Annotated in this window: 21 protein-coding genes; 8 read left to right on the top strand and 13 right to left on the bottom strand. The window is 56.8% G+C overall.

All coding sequences use genetic code 11. The annotated features are described in order from the left end of the window. Window positions 1-94: 94 nt before the first annotated feature. From alaS to I6N98_RS07465, 3 genes are all read right to left on the bottom strand, one after another. Window positions 95-2,713 carry an alanine--tRNA ligase gene (gene alaS, locus I6N98_RS07475; protein ID WP_198571158.1) on the bottom strand — a complete coding sequence of 873 codons (2,619 nt, stop codon included), beginning with the start codon at window positions 2,711-2,713 and terminating at the stop codon, window positions 95-97. A 165-nt stretch (window positions 2,714-2,878) separates the two neighbouring features. Continuing rightward, window positions 2,879-3,064, bottom strand: a complete 186-nt coding sequence (locus tag I6N98_RS07470; protein ID WP_198571157.1) for a Trm112 family protein — start codon at window positions 3,062-3,064, stop codon at window positions 2,879-2,881. 20 nt (window positions 3,065-3,084) lie between these two features. Continuing rightward, a complete protein-coding gene (locus tag I6N98_RS07465) occupies window positions 3,085-3,933 on the bottom strand; it encodes a M23 family metallopeptidase (protein ID WP_198571156.1) in 849 nt (282 codons plus the stop codon). A gap of 65 nt (window positions 3,934-3,998) precedes the next feature. On the opposite strand from I6N98_RS07465, the gene greB reads away from it, so the two are divergent. After that, window positions 3,999-4,505, top strand: a complete 507-nt coding sequence (greB, locus tag I6N98_RS07460) for a transcription elongation factor GreB (RefSeq protein WP_198571155.1) — start codon at window positions 3,999-4,001, stop codon at window positions 4,503-4,505. 55 nt (window positions 4,506-4,560) lie between these two features. Further along, a complete protein-coding gene (locus tag I6N98_RS07455; RefSeq protein WP_198571154.1) occupies window positions 4,561-5,772 on the top strand; it encodes an alpha/beta hydrolase in 1,212 nt (403 codons plus the stop codon). Window positions 5,773-5,803: 31 nt separating this feature from the next. On the opposite strand, the gene I6N98_RS07450 is transcribed toward I6N98_RS07455, so the two are convergent. The 3 genes from I6N98_RS07450 to I6N98_RS07440 form a co-directional block, all read right to left on the bottom strand. Continuing rightward, window positions 5,804-6,409 carry a DUF1134 domain-containing protein gene (locus tag I6N98_RS07450; RefSeq protein WP_198571153.1) on the bottom strand — a complete coding sequence of 202 codons (606 nt, stop codon included), beginning with the start codon at window positions 6,407-6,409 and terminating at the stop codon, window positions 5,804-5,806. A 76-nt stretch (window positions 6,410-6,485) separates the two neighbouring features. Next, on the bottom strand, window positions 6,486-7,091 hold the full coding sequence (locus I6N98_RS07445; RefSeq protein WP_198571152.1) for an NUDIX domain-containing protein: 606 nt from the start codon (window positions 7,089-7,091) through the stop codon (window positions 6,486-6,488). An 11-nt stretch (window positions 7,092-7,102) separates the two neighbouring features. Continuing rightward, window positions 7,103-7,696, bottom strand: coding sequence for a uracil-DNA glycosylase family protein (locus I6N98_RS07440; protein ID WP_198571151.1), 594 nt, complete (start codon window positions 7,694-7,696; stop codon window positions 7,103-7,105). Window positions 7,697-7,886: 190 nt separating this feature from the next. Here I6N98_RS07440 and gcvP point away from each other — a divergent pair, with 190 nt between their 5' ends. From gcvP to I6N98_RS07425, 3 genes are all read left to right on the top strand, one after another. Beyond that, window positions 7,887-10,763, top strand: a complete 2,877-nt coding sequence (gene gcvP / locus I6N98_RS07435) for an aminomethyl-transferring glycine dehydrogenase (RefSeq protein ID WP_198571150.1) — start codon at window positions 7,887-7,889, stop codon at window positions 10,761-10,763. 185 nt (window positions 10,764-10,948) lie between these two features. Then, on the top strand, window positions 10,949-13,759 hold the full coding sequence (locus tag I6N98_RS07430) for a hypothetical protein (RefSeq protein WP_198571149.1): 2,811 nt from the start codon (window positions 10,949-10,951) through the stop codon (window positions 13,757-13,759). Between the two features lie 79 nt (window positions 13,760-13,838). Continuing rightward, a complete protein-coding gene (locus I6N98_RS07425; RefSeq protein WP_232787498.1) occupies window positions 13,839-15,140 on the top strand; it encodes an OmpA family protein in 1,302 nt (433 codons plus the stop codon). A gap of 101 nt (window positions 15,141-15,241) precedes the next feature. On the opposite strand, the gene dinB is transcribed toward I6N98_RS07425, so the two are convergent. Then, complete coding sequence (dinB, locus tag I6N98_RS07420; protein WP_198571147.1) at window positions 15,242-16,351, bottom strand: DNA polymerase IV; 1,110 nt, start codon at window positions 16,349-16,351, stop codon at window positions 15,242-15,244. A 237-nt stretch (window positions 16,352-16,588) separates the two neighbouring features. On the opposite strand from dinB, the gene I6N98_RS07415 reads away from it, so the two are divergent. Then, on the top strand, window positions 16,589-16,990 hold the full coding sequence (locus I6N98_RS07415) for a hypothetical protein (protein WP_198571146.1): 402 nt from the start codon (window positions 16,589-16,591) through the stop codon (window positions 16,988-16,990). On the opposite strand, the gene I6N98_RS07410 is transcribed toward I6N98_RS07415, so the two are convergent. Further along, window positions 16,991-17,290 (bottom strand): DUF1244 domain-containing protein, encoded by a 300-nt coding sequence (locus tag I6N98_RS07410; protein ID WP_198571145.1) that lies wholly within the window; start codon window positions 17,288-17,290, stop codon window positions 16,991-16,993. It lies immediately after the preceding gene. Between the two features lie 85 nt (window positions 17,291-17,375). Between I6N98_RS07410 and I6N98_RS07405 the strand changes: the two genes are divergently transcribed. Then, window positions 17,376-17,912: a hypothetical protein gene (locus I6N98_RS07405; protein WP_198571144.1), complete on the top strand. Its 537-nt coding sequence runs from the start codon at window positions 17,376-17,378 to the stop codon at window positions 17,910-17,912. A gap of 17 nt (window positions 17,913-17,929) precedes the next feature. On the opposite strand, the gene I6N98_RS07400 is transcribed toward I6N98_RS07405, so the two are convergent. The 3 genes from I6N98_RS07400 to cysC all read right to left on the bottom strand — a co-directional run bounded on the left by I6N98_RS07400 (window position 17,930) and on the right by cysC (window position 20,783). Beyond that, window positions 17,930-18,718: an SDR family oxidoreductase gene (locus I6N98_RS07400; protein WP_198571143.1), complete on the bottom strand. Its 789-nt coding sequence runs from the start codon at window positions 18,716-18,718 to the stop codon at window positions 17,930-17,932. A gap of 239 nt (window positions 18,719-18,957) precedes the next feature. Then, a complete protein-coding gene (gene sat / locus I6N98_RS07395) occupies window positions 18,958-20,148 on the bottom strand; it encodes a sulfate adenylyltransferase (protein ID WP_198571142.1) in 1,191 nt (396 codons plus the stop codon). A gap of 23 nt (window positions 20,149-20,171) precedes the next feature. After that, complete coding sequence (gene cysC, locus I6N98_RS07390) at window positions 20,172-20,783, bottom strand: adenylyl-sulfate kinase (protein WP_198571141.1); 612 nt, start codon at window positions 20,781-20,783, stop codon at window positions 20,172-20,174. Window positions 20,784-20,928: 145 nt separating this feature from the next. On the opposite strand from cysC, the gene I6N98_RS07385 reads away from it, so the two are divergent. After that, window positions 20,929-21,813, top strand: a complete 885-nt coding sequence (locus I6N98_RS07385) for a LysR family transcriptional regulator (RefSeq protein ID WP_198571140.1) — start codon at window positions 20,929-20,931, stop codon at window positions 21,811-21,813. Window positions 21,814-21,822: 9 nt separating this feature from the next. Here I6N98_RS07385 and I6N98_RS07380 read toward each other — a convergent pair whose 3' ends face one another. Beyond that, entirely contained in the window at window positions 21,823-22,992 is a 1,170-nt protein-coding gene (locus I6N98_RS07380) for a sulfotransferase family protein (protein WP_198571139.1), read from the bottom strand. A gap of 36 nt (window positions 22,993-23,028) precedes the next feature. Further along, a complete protein-coding gene (locus I6N98_RS07375) occupies window positions 23,029-24,138 on the bottom strand; it encodes a DUF1214 domain-containing protein (RefSeq protein ID WP_198571138.1) in 1,110 nt (369 codons plus the stop codon). Window positions 24,139-24,201 lie beyond the last annotated feature (63 nt).

Below are 24,201 nucleotides of genomic sequence, written 5' to 3'. Positions count from 1 at the left end.
GACAGACCCCGCCAATCGCAGGGGGCCGTCATTAAACACCAGTTAGCGCGGAAAGGAAATCACCAGCTACAGCCGCCAAGACCAGCCAGCCACATTATCCAGACACGTAGTCCACTGCCGCGCTCAGTGCCGCCGGTATCCCCGACGGGTCACTGCCACCGCCCTGGGCCATATCCGGCCGACCGCCGCCTTTACCGCCGACCGCCTGGGCGGCACTGCGCATAATATCGCCGGCCTTGAAGCGGTCGGTGAGATCTTTGGTTACGCCCGCAGCCAGCACAACTTTATCGCCATCTACGGTCGCTAACAGGATTACCGCCGAGCCCAATTTATTCTTCAGTTGGTCGATGCTGTCCCGCAGGGACTTGGCATCGGCCCCTTCAATCTGAGTGGCCAGCACCTTCACCCCGTTGATGTCCTTGGCCTCAGCGCTCAGGTCGCGGCTACCGGCGGTGGCCAGCTTGGATTTCAGCCGGTCGACTTCCTTCTGCAGTTCCCGGTGCCCGCTCAGTAGCTGATTCAACTTATTGTCAAAGTTCTCGGGCGTGGCCTTGAGCGCGCCCATGGCTGATTGTAACTGGCCACTTTGGCGATGAATTTCCGCCAGCGCACCGGCACCGGTCACCGCCTCGATACGGCGCACGCCGGCGGCGATCCCCGACTCAGCGACAATTCGCATTATGCCAATATCGCCGGTGCGACTGGCGTGGGTGCCGCCGCACAGCTCCACAGAGAAGTCACCGCCCATGCTGAGTACACGAACAGAATCGCCGTATTTCTCGCCAAACAGCATCATCGCTCCGCGCTGCTTGGCGCTATCGATGTCCATTTCCTGAATTTCCACCGGGGTGTTGCGGCGAATCTCGGCGTTGACCAGATCCTCGATTTCCCGCATTTGAGCAGGCGACACTGGCTCGGAATGGGAAAAGTCAAAACGCAGCCGCTCCGCGGTAACCAGTGAGCCCTTCTGGCTGACGTGGTCGCCCAACACCTTGCGCAGCGCGGCGTGCAGAAGGTGGGTGGCCGAGTGATTCAAGACCGTGGCCTGGCGGATTTCCGCGTCCACCTCGGTTTTCACCTCGTTGCCCCGATGCAACTCACCCTTGACCAGGGTACCGATGTGGAGAAAGTGGCTGCCCGCCTTTTGGGTGTCGCTGACCTCAAAGCGCAGGCCCGGCGCCAGCAGCAGGCCAGCATCACCGGCCTGGCCGCCGGACTCGGCATAGAATGGCGTGTGGTCGAGCACCACGGCGCCCTGCTCTCCCTCGGACAACTGCTCAATTTCCTGCCCATCTCTGAGCAGGGTCAGGACTTTGCCGGCGCTGGTGAGGCGATCATAACCGCAGAAGTCGGTTTTGCCCTCCAGGTCCAGGCTGACGCCGTCACCCATTTTAAAGTTGGACGCCGAGCGAGCGCGTTGCCGCTGGGCCTCCATGGCTTCTTCAAAACCGGCCATATCCAGCGACAGCCCCTGCTCCCGGGCGATATCGGCGGTAAGGTCCACCGGGAAGCCGTAGGTATCGTAGAGACGGAACACCGTATCGCCGGGAATTTCGCTGCCGTTGAGGGAGGCCAAATCCTGCTCGAGGATTTTCATGCCCTGATCCAGGGTTTTGGCAAACTGCTCCTCTTCCTGCAACAGCGCCTGGGTAATGCCATCCTGCTGCTCGCGCAACTCGGGGTAGGCCTCGCCCATCTCCCGAGCCAGGGACGACACCAGCTTGTGAAAGAACGGCTCTGTAGCACCCAATTTATTGCCGTGGCGCACCGCGCGACGAATAATGCGGCGCAGTACGTAGCCCCGGCCTTCATTGGAGGGCAGCACGCCATCGGCAATCAGGAAGGCGCAGGAGCGGATATGGTCGGCAATCACCCGCAGCGAGGTGTGAGTCGTCTCTTCCAGGCCCAACACCTTGGCGGTGTCAGCAATCAAATTCTGGAACAGGTCAATTTCATAGTTGCTGTGGACGCCCTGCAATACTGCGGCAATACGCTCCAGGCCCATGCCGGTATCCACCGACGGCGCCGGCAGGTCGCTCATGGTGCCGTCGGCGTCACGATTGAACTGCATAAAGACGTTGTTCCAGATTTCGATATAGCGGTCGCCGTCTTCGTCGGGGCTACCCGGGGGGCCGCCCTCCACGTCGGGGCCGTGATCAAAGAATATCTCGGTGCAGGGGCCACAGGGACCCGTATCCCCCATCGACCAGAAATTATCCGAGGCGTACTTTTCGCCCTTATTGTCGCCAATACGCACCAGGCGCTCGGCGGGCACGCCCATCTCTTGGTTCCAAATATCGTAGGCTTCATTGTCGTCAGCGTAGACGGTGACCCACAGCTTCTCACAGGGAATAGCCAGCCATTGCTCGCTGGTGAGAAACTCCCAGGCAAACTGGATGGCGTCGCGCTTGAAGTAGTCGCCGAAGCTAAAGTTACCCAGCATCTCGAAGAAGGTATGGTGACGGGCGGTGTAACCGACGTTCTCCAGGTCGTTGTGCTTGCCCCCGGCGCGCACGCAGCGCTGGCTGCTGACCGCCCGCACGTAGTCGCGCTTGTCCTGGCCGAGAAACACATCCTTGAACTGCACCATACCCGCGTTGGTAAACAGCAGGGTGGGATCATTGCCCGGCACCAGCGAACTGCTGGGTACATGGGTGTGGCCTTTGCTCTCAAAGTAGCGGATAAAAGCGTCGCGTATTGCCGCACTTTTCATGTTGTGGCGTCTCTCCGGTATTTCAGCTTGTCCCCCAATGCACAGGCGTGCGCTGGCGGTCTACAACAACGACAAGCGCCGGAATAGAGTTATTCCGGCGCAAAAGGATAAGTATATCGAATCTCGCTGGGCTTGTATTGCCCGAGAGCCAAGCCCTCAGCGGCCCTAGCCGAGTTTTTCGTCAGCCGTCAGGGGGCGGGCTTCAGACTCCAGCATCACAGGAATACCGTCGCGAACAGGATAGGCCAAGCCGCTGGCGCGACAGATCAACTCCGCTCTTTCCGCGTCGTATTCCACGGGTGCCTTGCTGACCGGGCAAACGAGGATTTCCAGCAGCTTTTTATCGATCATGATGTCTCTCTACTCTAATTTTAATGCGGGGACTCTAGAGCGGGCATTTCGCCGACCAACAGTGCCGGATCGAGGCGCTGGCCGTGCCAGTTCATGCGCCAGTCCAAGTGAGGGCCAGTAGCTCGACCGGTGGCGCCTACTTCGGCAATGGGGTCACCCTGTTTGATTTCCTGCCCTTTTTCCACCAGCAGTTTACTGAGGTGGATAAAGGTGGAAGAGATTCCCTGCCCGTGGTCCAGTATCAATGTTCCGCCCGAATAAAACATATCGGGATGCGCCAGCGTCACCACTCCGTCTTGCGGCGCGACCACCACCGCCCCTGTCGGTCGGGCGACATCGACCCCGTAGTGGGGCCGTCCTGGGGTGCCATTATAGACTCGCTGACTGCCGAACACACCCGTAATCGGCCCGATCAGAGGCCAACGGAAAGGGGCCGCAAAGTCTTGACGCTGTACATAGCGCTTGCGGGCTTTTCCAACCAGCGCCGCTTCCCGGCGGATGCGATCCAGCACCTCGGCCGGTGGCGTTACCGTCTTCTGTGGCACCCCCTCAATGCGCTGGATATTGTATTGACGCTGCTCGATGGCCAGCTCACTGTGCTCACACGCCTTCTCCGGCGGGCATACCTGCAGCACCACCCTGGGCGGCGCGTCACGGTCAAAACCCGCGGCAAAGGTGCCGTCGTCGGCGACCCGCACGGCGTATTCGCCCAACTCCACTGTGCTGCCGGGCGGTACTTTGCCCCAGATCAAACCACCCTGAATCAAGCGGCCATTAAGCTCCATGGCAGAGCCAGTGTGTGCAAGCGATGCCAACAGCACTGCCAACAAGCCTGCAATCCAACCTTGGCTAATTTTGCCGCCGCGCATAGACTCTCCCATCACTACAAAGATCCTTAAACCGATCACTACCTGTTGTTAAAAGCGAAGATAGCATGTCCCGGTATCGACCACCCCGCCCTCGTGGCTCCCGTTATATCACGCCAGAGGGCGAACGACAGCTGCGGGAGGAATTGCGTCACCTGTGGAAGGTGGAGCGCCCAGAGGTCACCGCTCGTGTCCACGAGGCGGCAAAGAATGGCGACCGTTCGGAAAACGGCGATTACATCTACGGCAAGAAGCGCCTGCGGGAAATAGACAGCCGAGTGCGCTTCCTCAGCAAGCGCCTTGAGGAGCTGAAAGTGGTCGACGAGTTGCCCAAAGACCGCCAGCGCGTATTCTTTGGCGCCTGGGTCACTCTGGAGGATGAAGACGGCGGGCAACAGCAATATCGCATTGTTGGCCCTGACGAGTTTGACCTGCAACAGCGAAAGCTATCGATGGATTCGCCGCTGGCCCGGGCCATGTTGGGTAAAACCCTGGACGATGAATTCGATTTTGAGTCCCCACTTGGAACGCAGTGCTACGCTATAGTCGATATACAATACACCGCACCGAAATAGCATCCGGCCACCTTAGCTGCCGCAGTGTTGGTCAAGAACAAGGAATAAATACACAATGCTTTTACTCTCTCTACTGTGGGCCGCCATGGCTTGGCTGGCTTACAAACCCCGGAGCACTTCCAGGTGGCTGGGCCTCACCAGCTTTATATTCGGTTACCTGGTCGGCGAGCTGGGACTGCACCTCGTCGCAGTACAAATTGCGCTGACACTATTGGTGATTTTATTTGGAGAGTTAAGTGGTTTTAGCGACGCCCTGGCACTGGCCATATCCGTGGCCAGCTGGGTTGCTATCGGCCTGTTCTATTTTCGTGCCCAGGCCGTTGAGGAAATCGCCAAGCAGGCCGTCGACGACGTGATTGGTAACAGCGACACTGGCGAATGTCTGACTTACCAGCCAGACCTACAGCGCCTCCTCAACCCCCTCGCCTTTCGCAAGGCCAATGTCACCGTGGATCGCGACGTTGTCTACCACGAAGTAAACGGCCGCAGACTGAAACTGGATATTTATCGGCCTGCCGACAGCCCCCACGCTGCGCCAGTATTGTTTCAAATTCACGGCGGCGCCTGGGTGGTTGGCAACAAACACCAACAGGCACTGCCGCTGCTGCATCAGATGGCAGAGAATGGCTGGATTTGCGTATCGATCCAATACCGGCTCAGCCCAGCGGCCACCTTTCCCGACCATATTATCGACTGCAAACGGGCACTGACCTGGGTGAAGGAGCATATCCGCGACTTCGGTGGCGATCCGGGCTTTGTGATTGCCACTGGCGGCTCCGCGGGGGGCCACCTCAGTAGCCTGCTGGCCCTTAGCGCCAACGCCCCGGAATTCCAGCCCGGTTTCGAGAGCGCGGACACCACGGTCCAGGGCTGCATTCCGTATTACGGCGTCTACGACTTCAACAATCGCCACGGCCAATATGGCAGCGAAGCCCTTCAAGATTTGGTTGCGGAAAAAGTCTTTAAGAGCAGTCGCAGCGAGAATCAAGCCTTGTGGGACCAAGCCTCTCCTATCGACTGGGTAGAGGCCGATGCACCACCGTTTTTTATTATCCACGGCAGTGCTGACACGCTCGTCACGGTTAAAGAAGGGCGCTACTTCTACGATGCGTTGAAGGAAACCTCAGCGAACTCCGTCGGTTACCTGGAACTGCCAGACGCGCAGCACGCTTTCGATCTCTTGGTCTCGCTGCGTAACCAACACGTTGTCAACCAAGTATGCCGCTATCTCAAGGCCCAGCATCAACGCTATCTGGCGGGGAAGTAACCGCCAGTTAGCGCTGTATTCCTAGCTGGAATTAGAAGGGAATCCAGGATTTTTCCTTGTTGTAATGGAGATAACCGACATTGGCGCCGCTGCGCAGGCCTACACCAGTGCGAATCGGTGCCAACACCATGTCGCCACTCTTCTGATAATTAACCCCGACGCCCGCGACAACATAGATGCTGCCTTCAACACCTGGAAAGCGTTGGAACAGTTTTTCCACGTCATTGAGGTTGTATACTAAGGTGAACACTTTGGCAGCATTCGCCCCCAGGTCAAAGCCCACAGAGGGGCCCTGCCAGAACACTGGCATGGTCTCGCCATCCACGGTTTGCAATTCACCCTGACCGTAGCGGACCCCTACACCCAGCGCCGCCGACAATTCTTCACCGGTGATTATCGCGTTGGGTTTACCCTGGTCTTCAAATACTTTTTGAATCGCTTTGGCCAGCCCCTCGGTGGTCTCGCCAAAAAAGGCATTAGCTTTTTCCATCACCTCTTCTTCGCTAAATGCCGAGGTTTGACTGCTGGAGCTACTGCTGTGACTACTAGTAGATGTATCAGCCGCCAGCGCCGCCACACTGAGAAGGCAACCGGCTACCGCAGCCAACAGGCTCCGGTAAAATGTCGTGATCCACATCGCAAATACTCCCTTTACTGTTATGAGTTGCTCGGGTTAATCATGGGGCTCATACCCCAAAAACTATATGTACCAATTAAACGGTTGCTAACCTGGCAACCACGGCGTCTAAGTCACCACCAGCCGCACTTAGCATCACCTGCAGTTTCAACAGTCCCGCCACACTGATCGCATCAGTAATGTTGCCGTCCAGGACCATTTCCATCGCCTCTCCAAGAGGTACTCGTTTGACTGAAATATCTTCGGTCTCTTCAGTATCTGCTGTGCCTTGCTCCAGGTCGAGGGCGAGAAAGACTTCGGCACTCTCGTCGCTCACTGAATTTGTTGTGTGCAGCGACATCAGTCGATATAGACAACGCGCGCGCAATCCAGTTTCCTCAGCCAATTCCCGGCGAGCAGTGGCCGCCGTACTGGTACCCAGTGGGCAGCCGCCTTCGGGAATCTCCCAGCTGTACTGTTCAAGGGGATAGCGGTACTGCCCTACCAGGAAAGTGTGGCCATCTTTATCGACCGGGATCACTCCCACGGCAGTATTGCGAAAACAAATTTTACCGTAGATACCTGGAGTACCAGCCGGGGTGAGCACCTCATGGTGCTCCAAGCGCAGCCAGGGGTTCTGGTAAACCTCTCGACAACTTAGCTGCTGCCACGGTCCAAGCTGCTTAAGTGGCCTATCTGTCATGACATCTCCTGCTACATCAGTAGTTGTTTTACTCGATGTTGCAAAACCGGCACAACATCGCTTTCAAACCAGGGGTTTTGGGATAACCAGCGCCGGTTGCGAGGGGATGGATGAGGAAGGGGCATAAAATAGTCATTTCTGGGGTGGGATTTAACGCGCTCCGCCAGCGATAGCCGATCCCGCTCGAGATAGTGTCGCTGGGCGTACTGGCCTATTAACAGCACCATCGCCAGCCTGGGCATGTGCAACAGCAAAGCCTGATGCCACTTCGGTGCACACTCCGGCCGTGGCGGGAGGTCTCCCGAGCTTCCCTTGCCGGGATAACAAAAACCCATTGGCATAATGCCGATACGGGGGTCGTGGTAAAACTGTTCTCTGTCGATATCCAGCCACTGCCGCAAGCGGTCGCCGGACGGATCGTTCCACGGCACACCGGTATTATGAACCTTGGTTCCCGGCGCCTGACCCACAATTAACAGGGTCGCACGGGAGGAAACACTCAGCACCGGGTTCGGCCCCAATGGCAGCTCCCCGGCGCAGTGCCGACAAGCTCTGACCTCTTTCATCAGGTCGAGCAACGCAGGTGGCTCACTCCGTGCTATCATTGTGTCCCTCCAGTTAACGCCATCAACCTTGCTGTGCTGCGGTTTCCAGAACCACCGCGGCCCGAGGCACGTAATGGCAACCGCGATGGTAAAAATATCGCCGGCAGCAGCGAAACCCAGAGCCACTGTGGTTTAATAACGATGCCTGCCCTATACAGCTTTTTTATAGTAATGGAGTCCACCCCCTTCCATGAGCGCCAAGCTTGAATCCCTGTCTCCAAACAATGAATTTATCCGCCGCCATATTGGACCCGATAATAGCGAAGTCCAGGGCATGCTGGATACATTGGGCCTGCCATCGCTGGACGCTCTGATCCAGGAGACTGTGCCCGCTGGTATTCTGAAGCAATCCCTCGACCTGCCGGCGCCATTATCAGAACAGCAGGCGCTGGCAAAGTTGCAGCAGATTGCCAGCAAGAATCAGCCCGGACGGTCGTTTATCGGAATGGGGTATTACGACTGTCACACGCCGACAGTGGTACTGCGCAACGTGCTGGAGAACCCCGGCTGGTACACCGCGTATACCCCCTATCAGCCGGAAATCGCTCAGGGTCGCCTGGAAGCACTATTGAACTTCCAACAAATGGTGATGGACCTGACCGGCATGGACTTGGCCAATGCCTCGCTGCTGGACGAGGCCACCGCCGCCGCCGAAGCCATGACGATGTGCAAGCGCGCGGCCCGCAAGAACAAGAGCAATGTGTTCTTTGTGGACCAGAACTGCCACCCACAAACCTTGGCGGTACTGCGCACACGGGCCCAAGCGCTGGACCTGAATATTTATGTTGGCGACGCCGAACGGGAACTGGCGGAGACCGAATGCTTTGCAGTGCTCTTGCACTACCCCGGTAGCGACGGCCGACTTTGCGACCTGGCCGCACTGTGCGCCCAGGCGTCCAAACAGGACGCGATGTCGGTGGTGGCCAGCGACCTGCTCAGTTTGATGCTGTTAACACCGCCCGGCGAACAAGGCGCCGACGTGGTAGTGGGCAGCGCCCAACGTTTTGGCGTACCCATGGGCTTCGGCGGTCCACACGCTGCTTTTTTTGCTACCCGGGACAAGTTCAAGCGCACTGTGCCAGGCCGGATCATTGGTGTATCTGTCGATAGCCGCGGCAAACCCGCTCTGCGTATGGCCATGCAGACCCGGGAGCAGCATATCCGTCGGGAGAAGGCGACCTCCAATATCTGTACGTCCCAGGCACTGCTGGCCATAGTGGCGGTGAGCTATGCGATTTACCACGGCCCCGAAGGCCTGCGCCGCATTGCCCAGCGCACCCACCGGCTGACGGCGATTTTGGCCCATGGTCTGCGGCAACTGGGTTATCAGGCCGACAACGACACCTTCTTTGACACCCTCACAATCCGCTGTGATAACGCCGCCGATATTGCAGAGCGCGCCGAAAAAGCCGGCCTGAATCTGCGCCGTAACAAGGGCAGCATTGGCATCAGTCTAGATGAAACCACTGCACCGGAAGACATCGTCAGTTTGTGGCAAGTTATCGCCGATGAAGACCCTGTCCCCAATGTCGACGAGATCGATCAAATGTTGGGCGACTTCCCCGGCATACCCGATTCTTTGCAGCGGAAAAGCCCGGTGCTGGACCATCCGGTATTCCACGATCACCTATCGGAAACAGAGATGCTCCGATACCTGAGCCGCCTGGAGAAGCGCGATATTGCCCTGAACCACTCCATGATCGCGCTGGGCTCCTGCACGATGAAACTCAACGCCACCAGTGAGATGATCCCCATCACCTGGCCGGCATTCTCCCGGGTTCATCCCTTCAGCCCCCGTGCCCAAGTGGGCGGCTACCTGCAGCTCATCGACGAATTGGAGCAACAATTGGTGCGTTGTACCGGCTACGACACCTTTTCGATGCAGCCCAACGCCGGCTCTCAGGGCGAATACGCCGGGCTACTAGCTATTCGCCGCTACCATGAGAGTCGCGGTGATACTCAGCGGGACATTTGCCTGATCCCCAGCTCCGCCCACGGCACCAACCCCGCCTCCGCTGCCATGGCAGGTATGCGGGTGGTCATTGTTGAATGCGATGACAAAGGCAACGTCGATGTGGCCGATTTAAAGGATAAAGCCCAACAACACGCGGATGAACTGGCCGCGTTGATGGTGACCTACCCTTCAACCCACGGCGTTTTTGAAGAGGCGATCAGCGATATTTGCGCCACCGTTCACCAATACGGCGGCCAGGTCTATGTCGACGGCGCCAATATGAACGCCTTGGTTGGATTGGCGGCTCCCGGCGAATTTGGTGCCGACGTCTCCCACCTAAACCTTCATAAAACCTTCTGCATTCCCCATGGTGGTGGCGGTCCGGGCATGGGGCCTATCGGCGTAAAAGCACACTTGGCACCCTTTTTGCCTAATCATAACCAATTTCCCATTGGGGATTTAGCTGCAGACAACGATACCGTCTCTGCGGCGCCCTATGGCAGCGCCAGCATCCTTCCCATCTCCTGGATGTATATCACTATGATGGGCGGAGAGGGTCTGCGCCGGGCGACCGAAGTTGCCATCCTCAATGCCAACTATATTGCCAAGCGCTTAGCGGGGGCTTACCCCATTTTGTATAAAGGAAGCCAAGGCCGAGTAGCCCATGAATGCATTATCGACCTGCGCCCCCTTAAAGAGCGCAGCGGCATAAGCGAAGAGGATATTGCCAAACGCTTGATGGATTACGGTTTTCACGCGCCTACCATGTCGTTCCCGGTACCTGGAACCCTGATGGTAGAGCCGACTGAAAGCGAATCCCAGGCAGAGTTAGACCGATTCTGCGACGCAATGTTGGCTATTCGCCAGGAAGTAGACAAGGTAGAAAGTGGCCAGTGGCCAGTAGACGACAACCCACTAAGCCGCGCCCCCCACACCGTTGCCGACCTATGTGACGACAATTGGGCCAGGCCCTACAGTCGCGATGAAGCCGCTCTGCCTTTGGATACGCTGCGGGACCGCAAGTATTGGCCACCGGTGAACCGTATAGACAACGTCTACGGCGACCGCAATTTAGTCTGCAGCTGTCTGCCGGTGGATGCCTACCGCAGTTAATGTAGAACCTTAAAACACGCTATTTACTACTTGCGTCACAGAAATAACACCACTTTTACCTCTAACATGGCGATCTAGAGGTATGCGCAGTTGTTTTTGTGCGCGACTTCCGTAAAGATACGGAAAAATTATTCTTTTAAGATTTTGAATTGCCAGCTATACCGGGCCTTCCGGGAGGGGATTGAATGAAAATCAGCAAGTTAGCCCTATCACTGACACTTATTTCAAGCTTTTTAGTGGCTTGTGGCGGCGGCGGTGACTCCCGCAGCCCAGATCGTCCACCGAGCCGGCTTGATCCCAGTTCGCTCCGCATTGACTTCCCCAACGGCAATGTTTTACCCGGTACCGGCAATAACTCCATCCCCGTGCGGATGGTGGGTCTGCAAACCGATGGTGTAGAGACCAACCTCGGGCCCGAACTCAACGTCACCAGCAATACCCAGTGGAGTCTGGGTGGCCAAGTGGGCGACCCAGCCATCGCGGCGCTGGCTGCGGCAATTCGGGACGCCGGCACTATCGGCAATGTGCAGGACATTCTCAGTTCTGTGCGCCTGAGCAGTAACGACACTGCCAAGACATTAACCATTACCGGCGTGCACAACAGCAGCAACGTTAGCCGCACACGGAACTTTACCATTCAGCCGCCAATTCCCTTGGGTGCGCCGTTTATCTCCGGCCCCAATATCATCCCGCTGAATCCCAATGACCCTAACGCCAGCTTTACCACCAACTACCAGCTTCTGCAGGATCTTCAGGACGTCGCCATTGACGAAAACCTGACCAACGAAGTGCGTTGGTGTGCCAACAACAGCAATGCTAGCTACGCCGAGGAAATACCGACTACTGGCTCGGCAACGGTGACGTTTACTAATCCTTTTGTGGCCGGAAGCCCACAACCAGTATCAATTGAGCTCTTCGCTGTTGACGATACTCTTCAGTGCAGTGCCGGCACGAACAACCCGTCACAAAAAGTCGCGTCCAAAGTTGTTCAGGTCATTCCCGCAACCGTTCAAAGCCTGTCGGTTTGCGCGCTGACCAATCCGCCGGCTGATGCCTGTGATGCTGGCACTGGCGCCCTTCAACAAGAGCTCGTCAGTGCCTGCCGCGGCCTGAACACTGGCAGTGTTGAAGTCCCTGCTGGCCAAAACCTGCAACTGGCTGCCCGCATCACTTATCAGAACGCTGACGGCACCACCAGCCAGTCCTTCCAGTGCTCCAGCCCTTCACTACTGACCTGGGGTGCCGATCCCGATACTATTTTCCTGGCAGGCCCCGATAGCCAAGACGGCGACGCGCAGTTGATCAGCCGCGACCAATATCTGGAAATTCAGGATCAAAATCCGCAATCAACGGTTACAGGCACATACACCAACAACACTGATGCCACCAACGACGATATCACCGACTCGCTGACGCTGCGCTTGGTTGATGCACAGGTTATTGATGTTGAGATCGTGCGTACCAGCGGCGATGCGGATGAAATTCCGCTGAATATTCTGGGCACAGAGCTGGAATTCACACTGATGTGTACCTTCCAGGACATCAACTCTCAGGAAACCGAAGTTTGCCCTGACGCCTTTGTGGACTGGACTGTTAGCCCCACTGGTATCCTTGAAGCAGACCCCAGTGCTGACTCTGCACAAACAACGGTATCCGCTGTCGAAGAGCCCTCCGGCGACGGTATTGTGACCCTGACAGCAAGCTACAACGACGGCGTGTCTGGTGCGCTGACGGATCAAGTAGCCATCACCACCATTCAGGACGATATCGTTGAGGTATTCCTGCTGCAGGTTTCCAATGGCTCAAACCCGGATATTCGGAATGAAGATGGCTTCTCATGTGTAGGTCGTACCGATCTGGTAGGCACAATCCAGGACGGTGAAAACTATCTGCGCGGCAGCCAGCAGTACTACGTCCACGCATTGTTTGAGAGCGACGAGGCCACTTATAACGGTGACCCGTCCACCCTGCCCGATATCACCGGTTCCGATGCGGTATTCTTCTCTGCCGTATCCGGCTACTCCGACAACAACGGCGCCTGTTTGACCGGCCCAATTCCCGGTGGCGAATTCCCCACAGGAGACCTGCCCGGTTTTGACGATCTGCCCGGCTTTGGTGACCTGCCGACTGGCGACTTCCCACTGCCAATTCCCGGCGATTTCGACTTCCCCGAATTCCCAGGTGGTGGTGACGTTGGTCCCGCGGCGGCCTTTGACACCGAAACTAAAGGCGAACTCCGCGCCCGCGGTCTATTGCGCCTGAGCACAGTCTGCGTACAAGCCTACGTCGATACCGACGGCAATCGCGAGTTTGACGAAGACAGCTCTGACCTTCTCGCCAATAGCAGTGCAACCACACTGGTCCTGCCTGCTGCTGACGATGACTTGCTGCTGTTCTCCAATGAACTCTGCGAGACTTTGGAGCCAGTCCTGACTCTGGGCGCTGGTGTTCCCGGAGCGAGTGACTTCTTACCTGCCGGTGCGGTTATCCCGCTGGTTTACGGTGTGAGCTTGATTGCCGACCCATTACTGGCAACTCTGGCCACTAACGATGACGGCGGGCTGATTCCCGGCGAAGAAATCGTCCAAGCCCTGATTACCGGTGAATTCTCTGCCATTAATGAGCAATTCCCCGATTCACCGATTGGCGGCCTGGGTGTTATCACTAATGCCTTGTTGGGTGACGCAGCGCTCGGCCCTGTGGTTGATGCATTGGATGCATGTTTGTTAGACCCAACCACAACCGGTGTCAGTGCGCTACTAACTGCGCTGTTGACAGCCAACCCCGATGCGCTGGGCTTCCCTGAGATTGGTTCACAAGATTGTGATGAAGCAATCGGTGGTTTTGGCGCTCCTGGTGATTTCGGCGGACTTGAAGATCTGTTCTCGCTGTTCGACCCCTCCACCTTCTTCGACTTTTTCGATGGTGGTACGGATGGGTTACCGGGTCCACTGCAAGATCTGTTCGATATGTTCGCGGGATTTTTTGACCTCTAGAACCTACAACAAACAACATTGACAGCGCGGCCATTGGGCCGCGCCTTGCTAAAGGGCGTGCTATATGGAGATCCATAGAATGAAAAACATGGGGAAGTGGGCGCTGGCCTTGATGCTGGGAACTGCCAGCTTGGCAACCCAGGCTGCCGACCCTGATGACGAAAAGGTCTACGACAACCGCTGGCGCATCCACGCCTTAGTCGGCTCAAGCGTTGCCGATGACTCCGACTACGATACCGGTTATGAGATCAAGTTGGGCTTTGGTCGCCCCATCAGCAGTGATTTCATGGTGGACGCCCATGTTAATGTCGGCGAGTTAGAAACCAGCCAGGGCGACACCTTCGAGCGGGTCGCAACTGGCCTGGATCTTCTTTGGTTCCCCTTTGGCGCCTTTCGATTGGACGCCAGCCCTGCACACCCCTACTTAGGTGTCGGTGTCACCTACCACGAAATTGACTTCCTGGGAGAAACCGAGAACAACCTGGGTAACGATTTTATTGCCGGTGTGCAGTACGAACTGGACCGGGTTTCTCTGCGCGCCGAGGCTCGCTACCAGTTGGACGAATACGAGCAAATTAACGGCGTAGACGATACGTTCTACACCTATGCCTTTATGGTGGGTGTTTCTATTCCCTTCGGTGAAAAACCCCTGCCCTACAACTGGGACTCCGACGGCGACGGCGTACCCGACCGCATGGACAAGTGCCCCAACACCCCTCGCGGTACTCCCGTGGACGCCAGTGGCTGCCCCTTGGATAGCGACGGTGACGGTGTACCTGACTTCCGCGACAAGTGCCCCAATACTCCCCCGGGCGCCAAAGTGGACGTTGACGGCTGTGCGATTGACGACGACGGCGATGGTGTACCCAACAGTATCGACCAGTGCCCCAACACGCCTGAAGGCGTTCCCGTTGATAACCGCGGCTGCCCACTGGATAACGACCGGGACGGCGTGCCTAACAAGATTGACCAATGCCCAGGCACCCTGCCCGGCATGAAGGTTAATTCACGGGGTTGTGTCATCTCGCAAACCGTTGAACTGAGCGGTGTTCACTTCGAGTTCGATAAGTCTCGACTGATGCTGGATTCCAGAGCGGTACTGGACAAGGTAGCCGAGTCGCTGCGTAACGAGCCGGATGTGCGCATCATCATCGAGGGCCATACCGACTCGATGGGTAGCGATGCCTACAACAAGTCGCTGTCTCAACGCCGTGCTCAATCCGTTGTGGACTACCTGACTAGCAAAGGCATCGATCGCTCACGGATGCGAGCTGTAGGCTACGGCGAAAGCAAGCCGAAAGCAGACAACAGCACCGAAGAAGGCCGCGAGCGCAACCGCCGAGTTGAGCTTCAGGTTATCGGCGAAGACAACGGTCAGTAATTCACTGAACCAACAGAGAAACAGGGGTGGCATTTGCCGCCCCTTTTTTTGCATCAAGAAAACTAGCGAGGTTGTACCTAGTGCTTGACCAATCTGGCTGATCAGCTGGCAAACAGAGAAAGTTGCTTGGTAACCGGCGTGCGGTCAGCAAAGCGCACACCCGCACCAATCAATCGAACGGGACGTTGCAGGCGCTCCCAGGCCTGCTCCAGCAATGGCAGGAATTGATCCTGTGCCCAAGTGGCTTGCTCGAGCCGATGATCCACCGTGGTCAGTTGAAAGTCGCAGCTCTTCAGCTTCACGAAAATCCCCTTCACTGGCGCACTTCTGCTGTCACCCACCCGCTGCTGCAAACGCGTTACCAGCTCTGTCAGCGCCACTGCCGCTTTCTTGGGGTCGGCAATATCGTCCGCGAAGGTGCGTTCCACGCTCACAGACTTGCGCTGGCGCGCCACCTTCACCGGGCGACCATCCTGCCCCCGCGCACAGTCGTAGAGACGGCGGCCGAACTTACCAAAATGCTGGACCAAGTCCTCCACCTTCCAGGCTTGCAGCTGCTCGCAGTTCTCAATACCCAGGCGAGACAGGTTCTCGGCGGTGACCTTTCCCACGCCGGGAATGCGCTTCACTGGTAATTGGCGGACAAATTCCGCGACCTGATCGGGAGCGATCACTGTCAGGCCATCGGGCTTGTTCCAGTCACTGGCGACTTTGGCGAGAAACTTATTGGGTGCCACACCGGCAGAGATGGTAATGCCCAGCTCAGATCGAACTCGCCGGCGTATTTCCTCAGCCATCAAACTGGCACTGCCCCGACAATGTTCGACACCGCTGACGTCCAGGTAGGCCTCATCCAGTGATAGCGGCTCTACCAAATCGGTAAAATCGGCAAATATACGGTGAATTTGCCCGGCGACTTCGCGATACTTTTCCATATTGGTGGGAATCACCAACAGGTCCGGGCACAGACGATGGGCTGTGGCGGTGGGCATGGCGGAATGTACGCCGTAACGCCGCGCTTCGTAATTGCAGGTGGCAATCACACCGCGCCGGTCTGAGGATCCCCCCACGGCCACTGGACGCCCCACTATGCTGGGATCGTCCCTCATCTCAACGGACGCGTAAAAACAATCGCAGTCGCAATGTATGATTTTGCGCGAGGCATCCCCCTGCAGACCGAGCGAGGTAGTTGCACTTGATAGGCGGGACATCGCATCCATAATGGGCAGCGGCACTTAATACTGTATATACATACACACTTTAGCGCGTTTGCAATCAGAATACCAATACCACCGACTTCTCCGGCCTCGCCCCAGTCAAATTAGTGCACAGGCAATTCAACCACGATGCGCTCAAAGAATAAGGTATCGGTATAGCGCTTGCGATTTTTCTCCAGGGCAACCGAGGAGGTATACTGCTTCCCTATTTTTATCGAATACGGAGCAATCATGAGCGTCGGTAACTGGACACCGGACACACAACATACCGACACCAATATCGATGCAAGCTGGCTCGCTCGCTGCGTCTCACTGAGTAGCGATGAAGATCTGGCCAAGCTTCCCGCACCGTTTACCGAGCAGGAGACCCAATCCTACTCGGCGCTGATGCGCCTGCCCTGTGAGACCTGGACAGCAGCGGTAAAAGACCTGGATAACGATGCGCTGATCGCACTGATTCGTTTTTTTACCGTCGCTGAGCAGCGCATCAGTGGCTGGGAAGCCGGCGCCAACTCCCCCGCCATCTGGATCAACAAGGTGCTAAAACAACGTGGCGAGCGCCTTTCCACCGAACAATTGCGCTGGATCCGCGCCAATACTGACAATCGCTTTATCCCCAACGGTGGCCTGTAGTTATCGTTTGCCGGGTTTACCCTCGTTAAACTTGGCCAACTGTTCCGGGGTAGCTTCGGCTTGGTACTTCGCCTTCCATTCGCTGTAAGGCATACCATAGACCCGTTCCCTGGCCTGTTCGTAGTCGACGTCTTCGCCGGCTTCCTCCGCCGCCGCGACATACCACTTGGACAGGCAGTTTCGGCAAAAGCCCGCCAGGTTCATCAGGTCGATATTTTGAACATCTTTCCGCTCGTCCAAGTGAGTCAGCAAACGCCGAAACACAGCTGCTTCAACCTTCTGTTCAATCTGTTTATCCATATTTTTCCTCCAAAGTTATGTTGTAAAACCTAAAGTTTGCTATTTTAGGGATGCGGTCCCCTACAGCTTACTGAGGTCACACACCATGGCAAACAAGAAATTGGATCCCGTTGGACTTATCAACAAAGAGATTGAAGCGCTGGAAGGCAAAGTAGAGTCGCTGCGCGAGCGCCTGATGGCGGACGCCGACAAAGCGATGGAACGAGCCAAAGCCCAAGCCGACAAAGCCAAGGAAAAGATCAAGGCAGAGCAAGCCAAGCTGCGTGACCTTCAGAAGCAAGCTAAAGACAAAATGGATGCCCGTGTGAAGCGGCAAATGGATCGCGCTCACGAAGCGGTTGAGAAAGCCAAAGAGCTGGAGCTGGACGCCAAAGCCGTGATCATTATGGCCAAGGAACAGCTCACCGAACTCAAGGCAGATTATCAGCGCGCCAAAGCTGTAGCCAAGGCCGCTCGGGACGCCGCCAAAGACTTCGACAAAAAGAACAAGCCCGCTGCCAAGAAAGCACCCGCTAAGAAAAAGGCTCCGGCTAAGAAGGCCGCCGCCAAGAAAAAAGCCCCGGCCAAGAAAGCGGCTGCCAAGAAAAAGGCCCCGGCTAAAAAGGCGGCGGCCAAATCTTAACGACTAGGGAGCCTCCCTCAATGAGGGAGGTACTCACCGCCGTTGACATCCAGCGCCGCGCCAGTGATTGCCCGCGCGTAATCTGAGCCCAAGAATACCGCAGCCTTGGCGCAATCTGCATCGTCCGGAATCTCTCGCAAGGGGATATTGGCTGCCACTGCCTTTTTCTGTTCTTCCACACTGGGACCACCTGCCTGCTCGGTCATCTGGAAATAACCTTCCACTGACGGACCCCACATCCATCCCATATAGGCCGAGTTAACGCGGATATTGTGAGGACCCAACTCCAGCGCCAAATGCGAGGTGGCCGTTGCCAGCGCTGCCTTGGAGGCGCCGTAACCGCCCTGGGTGGGCATCGGCTTGCGGGTGACCATGGTATTAATCATCACAATGGAGCCACCGCCCTGCTGCTTCATATGAGGCACAACTTCCAGGGTTAAACCCATTGTGCCAAAGAAGTTAACGTCCATGGCTTCCCGCCAACTGCCAAGATTGGCCTGTTCAATGGGCTCAAAGCTACCGGGGTTATAGGCGCTGTTGATCAGCACATCGATTCGCCCAAAGGTATCGATGGTCTTGGAGACCAAGTCGGCGCACTGACTGCGGTCACTGATATCGGTGGCGACTTTAAGGATTTTGGTGTTCAGCCCTTCGTCCCGAATCAATTTTTCGGCGTCATCCAGTTTACTGGCAGTGCGGGCGCACATCGCCACATCGGCACCCTGCCGGGCGGCCTCTAATGCCAATTCCTGACCTAAGCCCGGGCCGATGCCGGATACGATAACCACTTTGTCTTTTAGTAACATGATGACCTTTCCATTATTGTTAGCTGTTGTCGGGAACTCGAGGCGTAAACTATGCAGCCTTTTACCTCTGTGTAGCGACACCCAGACTACCTCTCAACAGGCACCCGCCATACCATCCAAATGCAGGGGTATGTGACTTTATTCACCAGAGGGAGACGCCGCTTCAGTCATAAAAAAAGCCCCACCAGCAGTGCCGGCAGGGCTTTTGTATAGTGCGATACGGCTTGTAGAAAGGCCGTTTACTTGGCTTCGATCTGATAGTAGTCCATCAAAATCTGCGCCACCTCGGGACGGGAGAACTCCGGCGGCGGCGCAATGCCGTTACCCAGCATCTCGCGCACCTTGGTACCCGACAGCAGTACAAAGTCTTCTTTGCTGTGATCCGGTGCGTCCCGCATCATCACCACCTTGTTCAATTTCTTGGAATAGGCAGTGTGGTCGGCACGGTAAATGTCGATCAACAGTGCATCATCCGGCACTTTTTCATCGAAGATGGTTTGCGCATCAAAGCCGCCGTAGTAGTCCCCTACCCCGGCGTGGTCGCGACCCACAATCAGGTGGGTACAGCCACAGTTCTGACGGAAAACTGCGTGCAGCACTGCTTCCCGGGGGCCGGCATAAAGCATGTCAAAGCCGTAACCGGTGATCATCACCGTGTTGGCAGGGAAGTACACCTCCACCATTTTACGGATCGCCGCGTCACGGACGTGGGCGGGAATATCGCCAGGTTTCAGCTTGCCCAGCAGCATGTGAATCAGGATACCGTCGGTGCCCAGATCCTCCATCGCCATCCGGCACAGCTCTTCGTGTGCGCGGTGCATCGGGTTGCGGGTTTGGAAGGCCACAACCTTCTCCCAACCCCGCTCGGCGATTTCATTGCGGATCTCTACCGCAGTGCGGAAAGTGTCGGGGAAGTCATTCTGGAAGTAGGAGAAGTTCAGGACCTGGATTGGGCCTGACAACAGCACTTTACCCAGGCTGGTGAACGTTTTTACACCGGGGTGCTCAGGGTCCAGGGTACCAAAGATATTCTCAGCCATGAAAGAGATTTGCTCATCGCTGACCTGTTCGACGGCTTCCACATCCATGATAGCCAATACCGGATTGCCCTCGACATTGGGGTCGCGCAGGGCGATGCGGCTGCCCGCTTCGACGCCGGGTGCCGATTCAACCAGGTTAACAATGGGCACTGGCCAGAACAGGCCATCGCTGGTGTGCAGCTTTTCCGCCACACTTAAGGCGTCTGCCAGATTCATGTAGCCACTGAGAGGCGTAAAGTAGCCCGCGCCCAACATCACCGCATTGGCAGCTGCTGCCGAACTAATCAGCAGTGAAGGCAGGCTCTCAGCCTCGGCATTGAGGGCGTGATGCTTTTCAGTATCGTAGACGAACAGCGGATTGAGTTCGTCCGCGCCATGGGGCTTGATCATAGGTTCACTCCGAAAATCGAATATTAGATAACACCGCGTTCTTGAAGGGCTTTAACCAGTACCTCGACTTCTTCGTCCAGGCTCAACTCGTGGCTGTTGAGAACAATCTCCGGGGACTCCGGTGCCTCGTAGGGATCGTCGATACCGGTAAAGTTTTTGATCTCACCAGCCCGGGCCTTTTTGTACAGCCCTTTTGGATCGCGCTCTTCGGCAACATCCAAGGGCACGTTCACGTAGACTTCAATGAAATCCATATCGCTTTCGGCGTGCAGGGCGCGAACATTGTCGCGGTCCACGCGGTAGGGGCTGACAAAACTGCTCAGCACGATAACGCCGGTGTCGACAAACAGTTTGGCCACTTCACCGATGCGGCGGATGTTTTCGGCGCGATCTTCGGCTGAAAAGCCCAGGTTCTTGTTGATACCCATGCGGATATTGTCGCCGTCCAAGCGGTAGCAAAGATGGCCGCGCTCCATCAGCGCTTTCTCCAGTGCCACTGCCACGGTGCTTTTGCCACTGCCCGACAAGCCAGTAAACCACAGCGTCACGCCCTTTTGCTTGAGCAGCGCATTGCGGTCCTGACGGGAGACTTCGCCGTCATGCCAGGTTACGTTGGTTGCTTTGACTTCCGTCATGGGAATCTCCAGAGAGGGTTGAATTGCACTGGAGCGCATAATACGGGGGTGGTTTTCATTAGTAAAATGGGATATTAGAATAGTCACTATCGAAATTTTCGATACTCGAACCCAGCCTGAGTCACCACACTATGCAACGGCAACAATGAAATACAGTCTCCGCCAATTGGCGATTTTCCTCGCCGTCGCCCGCCACCAAAATGTGTCCCGCGCCGCGGAGGAACTGGCCCTGTCCCAGTCCGCTGCCAGTTCGGCACTGCAGACCCTGGAAAAAACCTATGGCGTCACTCTCTTTGAGAGACAGGGCAACAAACTGCGTCTCAACCCGGTGGGAGAAACCCTGCGTAAAGAGGCCGAGCAGCTCTATGCCCACTGTCGCCAGTTCGAACAGTTATTATTGGGGCACGACGAGCTGGGGCATTTAAAGGTCGGTGCCAGCTTCACCATTGGCAACCACCTAGTGGTGCGCTATCTGGCCGACTATCTGAATATATACCCAGAAGCCGACGTTGACCTGTTCACCGCCAACTCACCTGACGTGGTTAGCAAAGTACTCAACTACGAAGTGGATATCGGCATGGTTGAGCGGGAGGTTCAGCATCGGGACCTGGAGCTGATTCCCTGGATGGACGACGAGCTGCAGGTTTTTTGCAGCCCCGATCACCCTCTGGCCGCCAAGGGCGAGCTGAGCGATGCCGATATCAAGTCGACTCGCTGGATACTGCGGGAGCCTGCGTCCGGGGCCCGGCATACCTTTGATCGAGCCCTGTCCGACGTGCTGCCCGCCATGACTATCTACCGGGAATTCCGCCACAACGAAGCCATCAAAAGTGCCGTGGAGTCCGGCCTGGGGGTCGGCTGTTTGTCTCGGGTGGTGTTAAAGAAGGATTTTGAGAACCACACACTCCACCCCCTCAAACTGCGCGGGCGCAGCCTTAAACGCCAGTTCTATTTTGCCCTGCCCCGCAAGCGTCACCCCAGCAAGGCGATTGATGACTGGATACAAGTTTGCGCCCGTCCGCTGTTGTAACTCGCCCCATCAAGCCAGATAGCGCTCCCGATACTCGGCAAACATTGCCTTGAGGCCCTCTTCGGTAAAGCCAAATTGCTCCAGGGTGTAATCGTGGCTGGGGCGGGATTCCCGACGATTGGCCTCGCGATAGGTCTCCATAGCCTCACGGGCCGCGTCAGTGAGTGGCATACCGATAAACTGGTAGACCCGCTCAACCACCTTAAGGGGATCACTGACCGTATCCTTGTACCACACGTCCAGAAAGGCACCGGGATGCTGATCCCGCACCGCCATGGTGTGGCGGGTGCCCCGGGCAAACTTACCCGCCCACTGCTCGCCCACCACTTTGGGGTCGACGTCGTCACTCAGCATAATCCACAGGTTGTAGTTCATGCTGGCGGCGGAGGGGATGGTTTGGAGCGGGTCGCGATGAGTCTGTAAGATTTGCGCGTCCGGAAAGACCTCCAACAGCGTGGCACAGTGATGGAGGTGATGGGGGGTCTTCAACAGCCAGCGCTGGGCCTGCTGCCCCCGACGTTTCTTCTGCCACTGCAAACATTGCAGCAAGCGCTTGAGGTAGCGATACGCCGGTAGATTACTGTGGCTGTCGTTCCACTGCCCGTAACTGGGTACATTGCAGAAGGCGTCGGGCATAGTGCTTATAAAGCTGTGTTCCAGCAGCATAATGTCTTCGTCAGCGGCTACCGGGTCCATAGGGTGAATCGCCGCCAATTCGGGGTTGGCTTCCAGCATGGCGGCGACTTCGGCCTCGGCGGCAGTAATACGGCTGTCTTTGCTGACAAAATCCCAATCCAAATCCGGTGCCGGGTTGCGCACCTCATACCACAGCGGTGCATAAAACCGCGTGTCACTGGCAAGGATACGGTGCAGGTAGGTTGAGCCAGTGCGCTGTAAACCCACAATCACCACCGGCGCCTCAATTTTTTCGTCGAGGATTTCGGGATGCCGGCTGATCCAGCCCTCCACTTTGAGTCGATTGATCAGCAAATTGCGCAACCGTTCATACTGACCGGCCCGGCCAGCCAGTGTCAGATTGGCCTCTGTGTCCAGCGCATTGAGTAGCACCTTCAAGGGCTCGCGAAAGCTGTCGTCACCAAAGTCATCCAGGCCGGCGGCCGCACTGGCATCGGCAAGGATGGCATCAAAATCAAAGGTCACCTGGGGAATCTCGGTCATGGCGTGGCTCCGGCATTAAGATAAATAAAAGGGGCCTCACTGGGCTAGGTCGGCGACTTTCACCACCCGGCACTGGGGATCGACGACCTCCTCGGCGCCGATCCAACGAAAGGCCATGGTGCCTTCCCGGTGGCCGGTGGTATCCAGCCAGTTGGGCGTGCCGGGATCTTTGGCCGACACCACAATGCGGACGCTGCCGTCACTGTTGTACTGGGCGGTGTGCTTGTTGACGTGGATATCGACGTAGCGGTAATCGAGAGATTCCATCCAGTAGTTATTGAGCTGAAAGTTCCAGTTGTCGCAGTGGGGAATTTCGGCAACGTCAATCACCAGGGCTTCGTCGTCTGCCAGGGCAAAGTAACCGTGGTAGTAGTAAATATTGGGGTCGCCGCCCAGCTTCTGACAGTAGGCCTGGTCTGCCGCGGGGAGTTGGTTGGGGTGCTGTTTAAAGCCCGCGGCCCAATCGGCAAACAGACCGGCGGTGCCGTTAACAAAGGCGGCAACGCTGCGCAGCTGCGTGGCGAGGGCCTCAGCGCGGATTGGTTGGGGCTTGCCGCCGCCCTGGTCCAGGCGCTCAATCCGCAAGTCAGCCGCTTGCTCGCATTTGCGATCGAGGAAGGTTTGCCGGACCAACACGGCAACGGTGTCATCAGTAATCTGCAACCAATTGCCGGGCTGTGGATGTCGGGAAATGCGAATTTCCACTTGGCCGTCGTCGTCAACCTGCAGCCCACCGTGGGTATCCAGCGCGGCGACGCTGCGCATATTGCCGTCCTCTTCCTCGTAACCACCGGCAATGGCAATCAAGCCCAGATAGGCCACAGACCCGCGGGACCCGACGATACGGTAGTCGTTAAGGCCGTTAATCTCCGCCCGCTCATAGATGTTGTCCGGGTTGTCGGCCCCGATCTTGGCGGTTTCGTGGGAGGGTCGATAAAAGCTGGGAAAGTCGCGGTCACTGCACTCCACAAACATATCCAGCGCCACCCGGGTCAAGCGCGTCAGATAGCGCCAACCCTCGGCGCGGTGAAGCTCATCGCTGGCGGCGTCCTCCCGCAATATATGTTGTCCGGCAGCTTTTAGTTGGTCACAGAATTCAGACCATATTTCCCCGCTCATGACGGCGTCGCGACCTGAGTCCGGCATGGTTTCACCCCTTTTATTCTTTATCGTTTTGGGGACTATGCCACGCGGCTCAGCGGGGCTCTA

Source organism: Spongiibacter nanhainus (assembly GCF_016132545.1).
Taxonomy (GTDB): Bacteria; Pseudomonadota; Gammaproteobacteria; order Pseudomonadales; family Spongiibacteraceae; genus Spongiibacter; species Spongiibacter nanhainus.
This window is presented reverse-complemented; position numbering and strand designations above follow the sequence as displayed.

Coding starts and splice junctions, on each gene's coding strand:
- I6N98_RS07430 (WP_198571149.1), top strand. CDS start 10,949: ATGAAAATCAGCAAGTTAGCCCTATCACTGACACTTATTTCAAGCTTT.
- dinB (WP_198571147.1), bottom strand. CDS start 16,351: ATGTCCCGCCTATCAAGTGCAACTACCTCGCTCGGTCTGCAGGGGGAT.
- I6N98_RS07380 (WP_198571139.1), bottom strand. CDS start 22,992: ATGACCGAGATTCCCCAGGTGACCTTTGATTTTGATGCCATCCTTGCC.
- I6N98_RS07400 (WP_198571143.1), bottom strand. CDS start 18,718: ATGTTACTAAAAGACAAAGTGGTTATCGTATCCGGCATCGGCCCGGGC.
- I6N98_RS07450 (WP_198571153.1), bottom strand. CDS start 6,409: ATGTGGATCACGACATTTTACCGGAGCCTGTTGGCTGCGGTAGCCGGT.
- I6N98_RS07440 (WP_198571151.1), bottom strand. CDS start 7,696: ATGATAGCACGGAGTGAGCCACCTGCGTTGCTCGACCTGATGAAAGAG.
- alaS (WP_198571158.1), bottom strand. CDS start 2,713: ATGAAAAGTGCGGCAATACGCGACGCTTTTATCCGCTACTTTGAGAGC.
- I6N98_RS07465 (WP_198571156.1), bottom strand. CDS start 3,933: ATGCGCGGCGGCAAAATTAGCCAAGGTTGGATTGCAGGCTTGTTGGCA.
- gcvP (WP_198571150.1), top strand. CDS start 7,887: ATGAGCGCCAAGCTTGAATCCCTGTCTCCAAACAATGAATTTATCCGC.
- cysC (WP_198571141.1), bottom strand. CDS start 20,783: ATGACGGAAGTCAAAGCAACCAACGTAACCTGGCATGACGGCGAAGTC.
- I6N98_RS07470 (WP_198571157.1), bottom strand. CDS start 3,064: ATGATCGATAAAAAGCTGCTGGAAATCCTCGTTTGCCCGGTCAGCAAG.
- I6N98_RS07455 (WP_198571154.1), top strand. CDS start 4,561: ATGCTTTTACTCTCTCTACTGTGGGCCGCCATGGCTTGGCTGGCTTAC.
- I6N98_RS07385 (WP_198571140.1), top strand. CDS start 20,929: ATGAAATACAGTCTCCGCCAATTGGCGATTTTCCTCGCCGTCGCCCGC.
- I6N98_RS07375 (WP_198571138.1), bottom strand. CDS start 24,138: ATGCCGGACTCAGGTCGCGACGCCGTCATGAGCGGGGAAATATGGTCT.
- I6N98_RS07410 (WP_198571145.1), bottom strand. CDS start 17,290: ATGGATAAACAGATTGAACAGAAGGTTGAAGCAGCTGTGTTTCGGCGT.
- I6N98_RS07445 (WP_198571152.1), bottom strand. CDS start 7,091: ATGACAGATAGGCCACTTAAGCAGCTTGGACCGTGGCAGCAGCTAAGT.
- I6N98_RS07415 (WP_198571146.1), top strand. CDS start 16,589: ATGAGCGTCGGTAACTGGACACCGGACACACAACATACCGACACCAAT.
- sat (WP_198571142.1), bottom strand. CDS start 20,148: ATGATCAAGCCCCATGGCGCGGACGAACTCAATCCGCTGTTCGTCTAC.
- greB (WP_198571155.1), top strand. CDS start 3,999: ATGTCCCGGTATCGACCACCCCGCCCTCGTGGCTCCCGTTATATCACG.
- I6N98_RS07425 (WP_232787498.1), top strand. CDS start 13,839: ATGAAAAACATGGGGAAGTGGGCGCTGGCCTTGATGCTGGGAACTGCC.
- I6N98_RS07405 (WP_198571144.1), top strand. CDS start 17,376: ATGGCAAACAAGAAATTGGATCCCGTTGGACTTATCAACAAAGAGATT.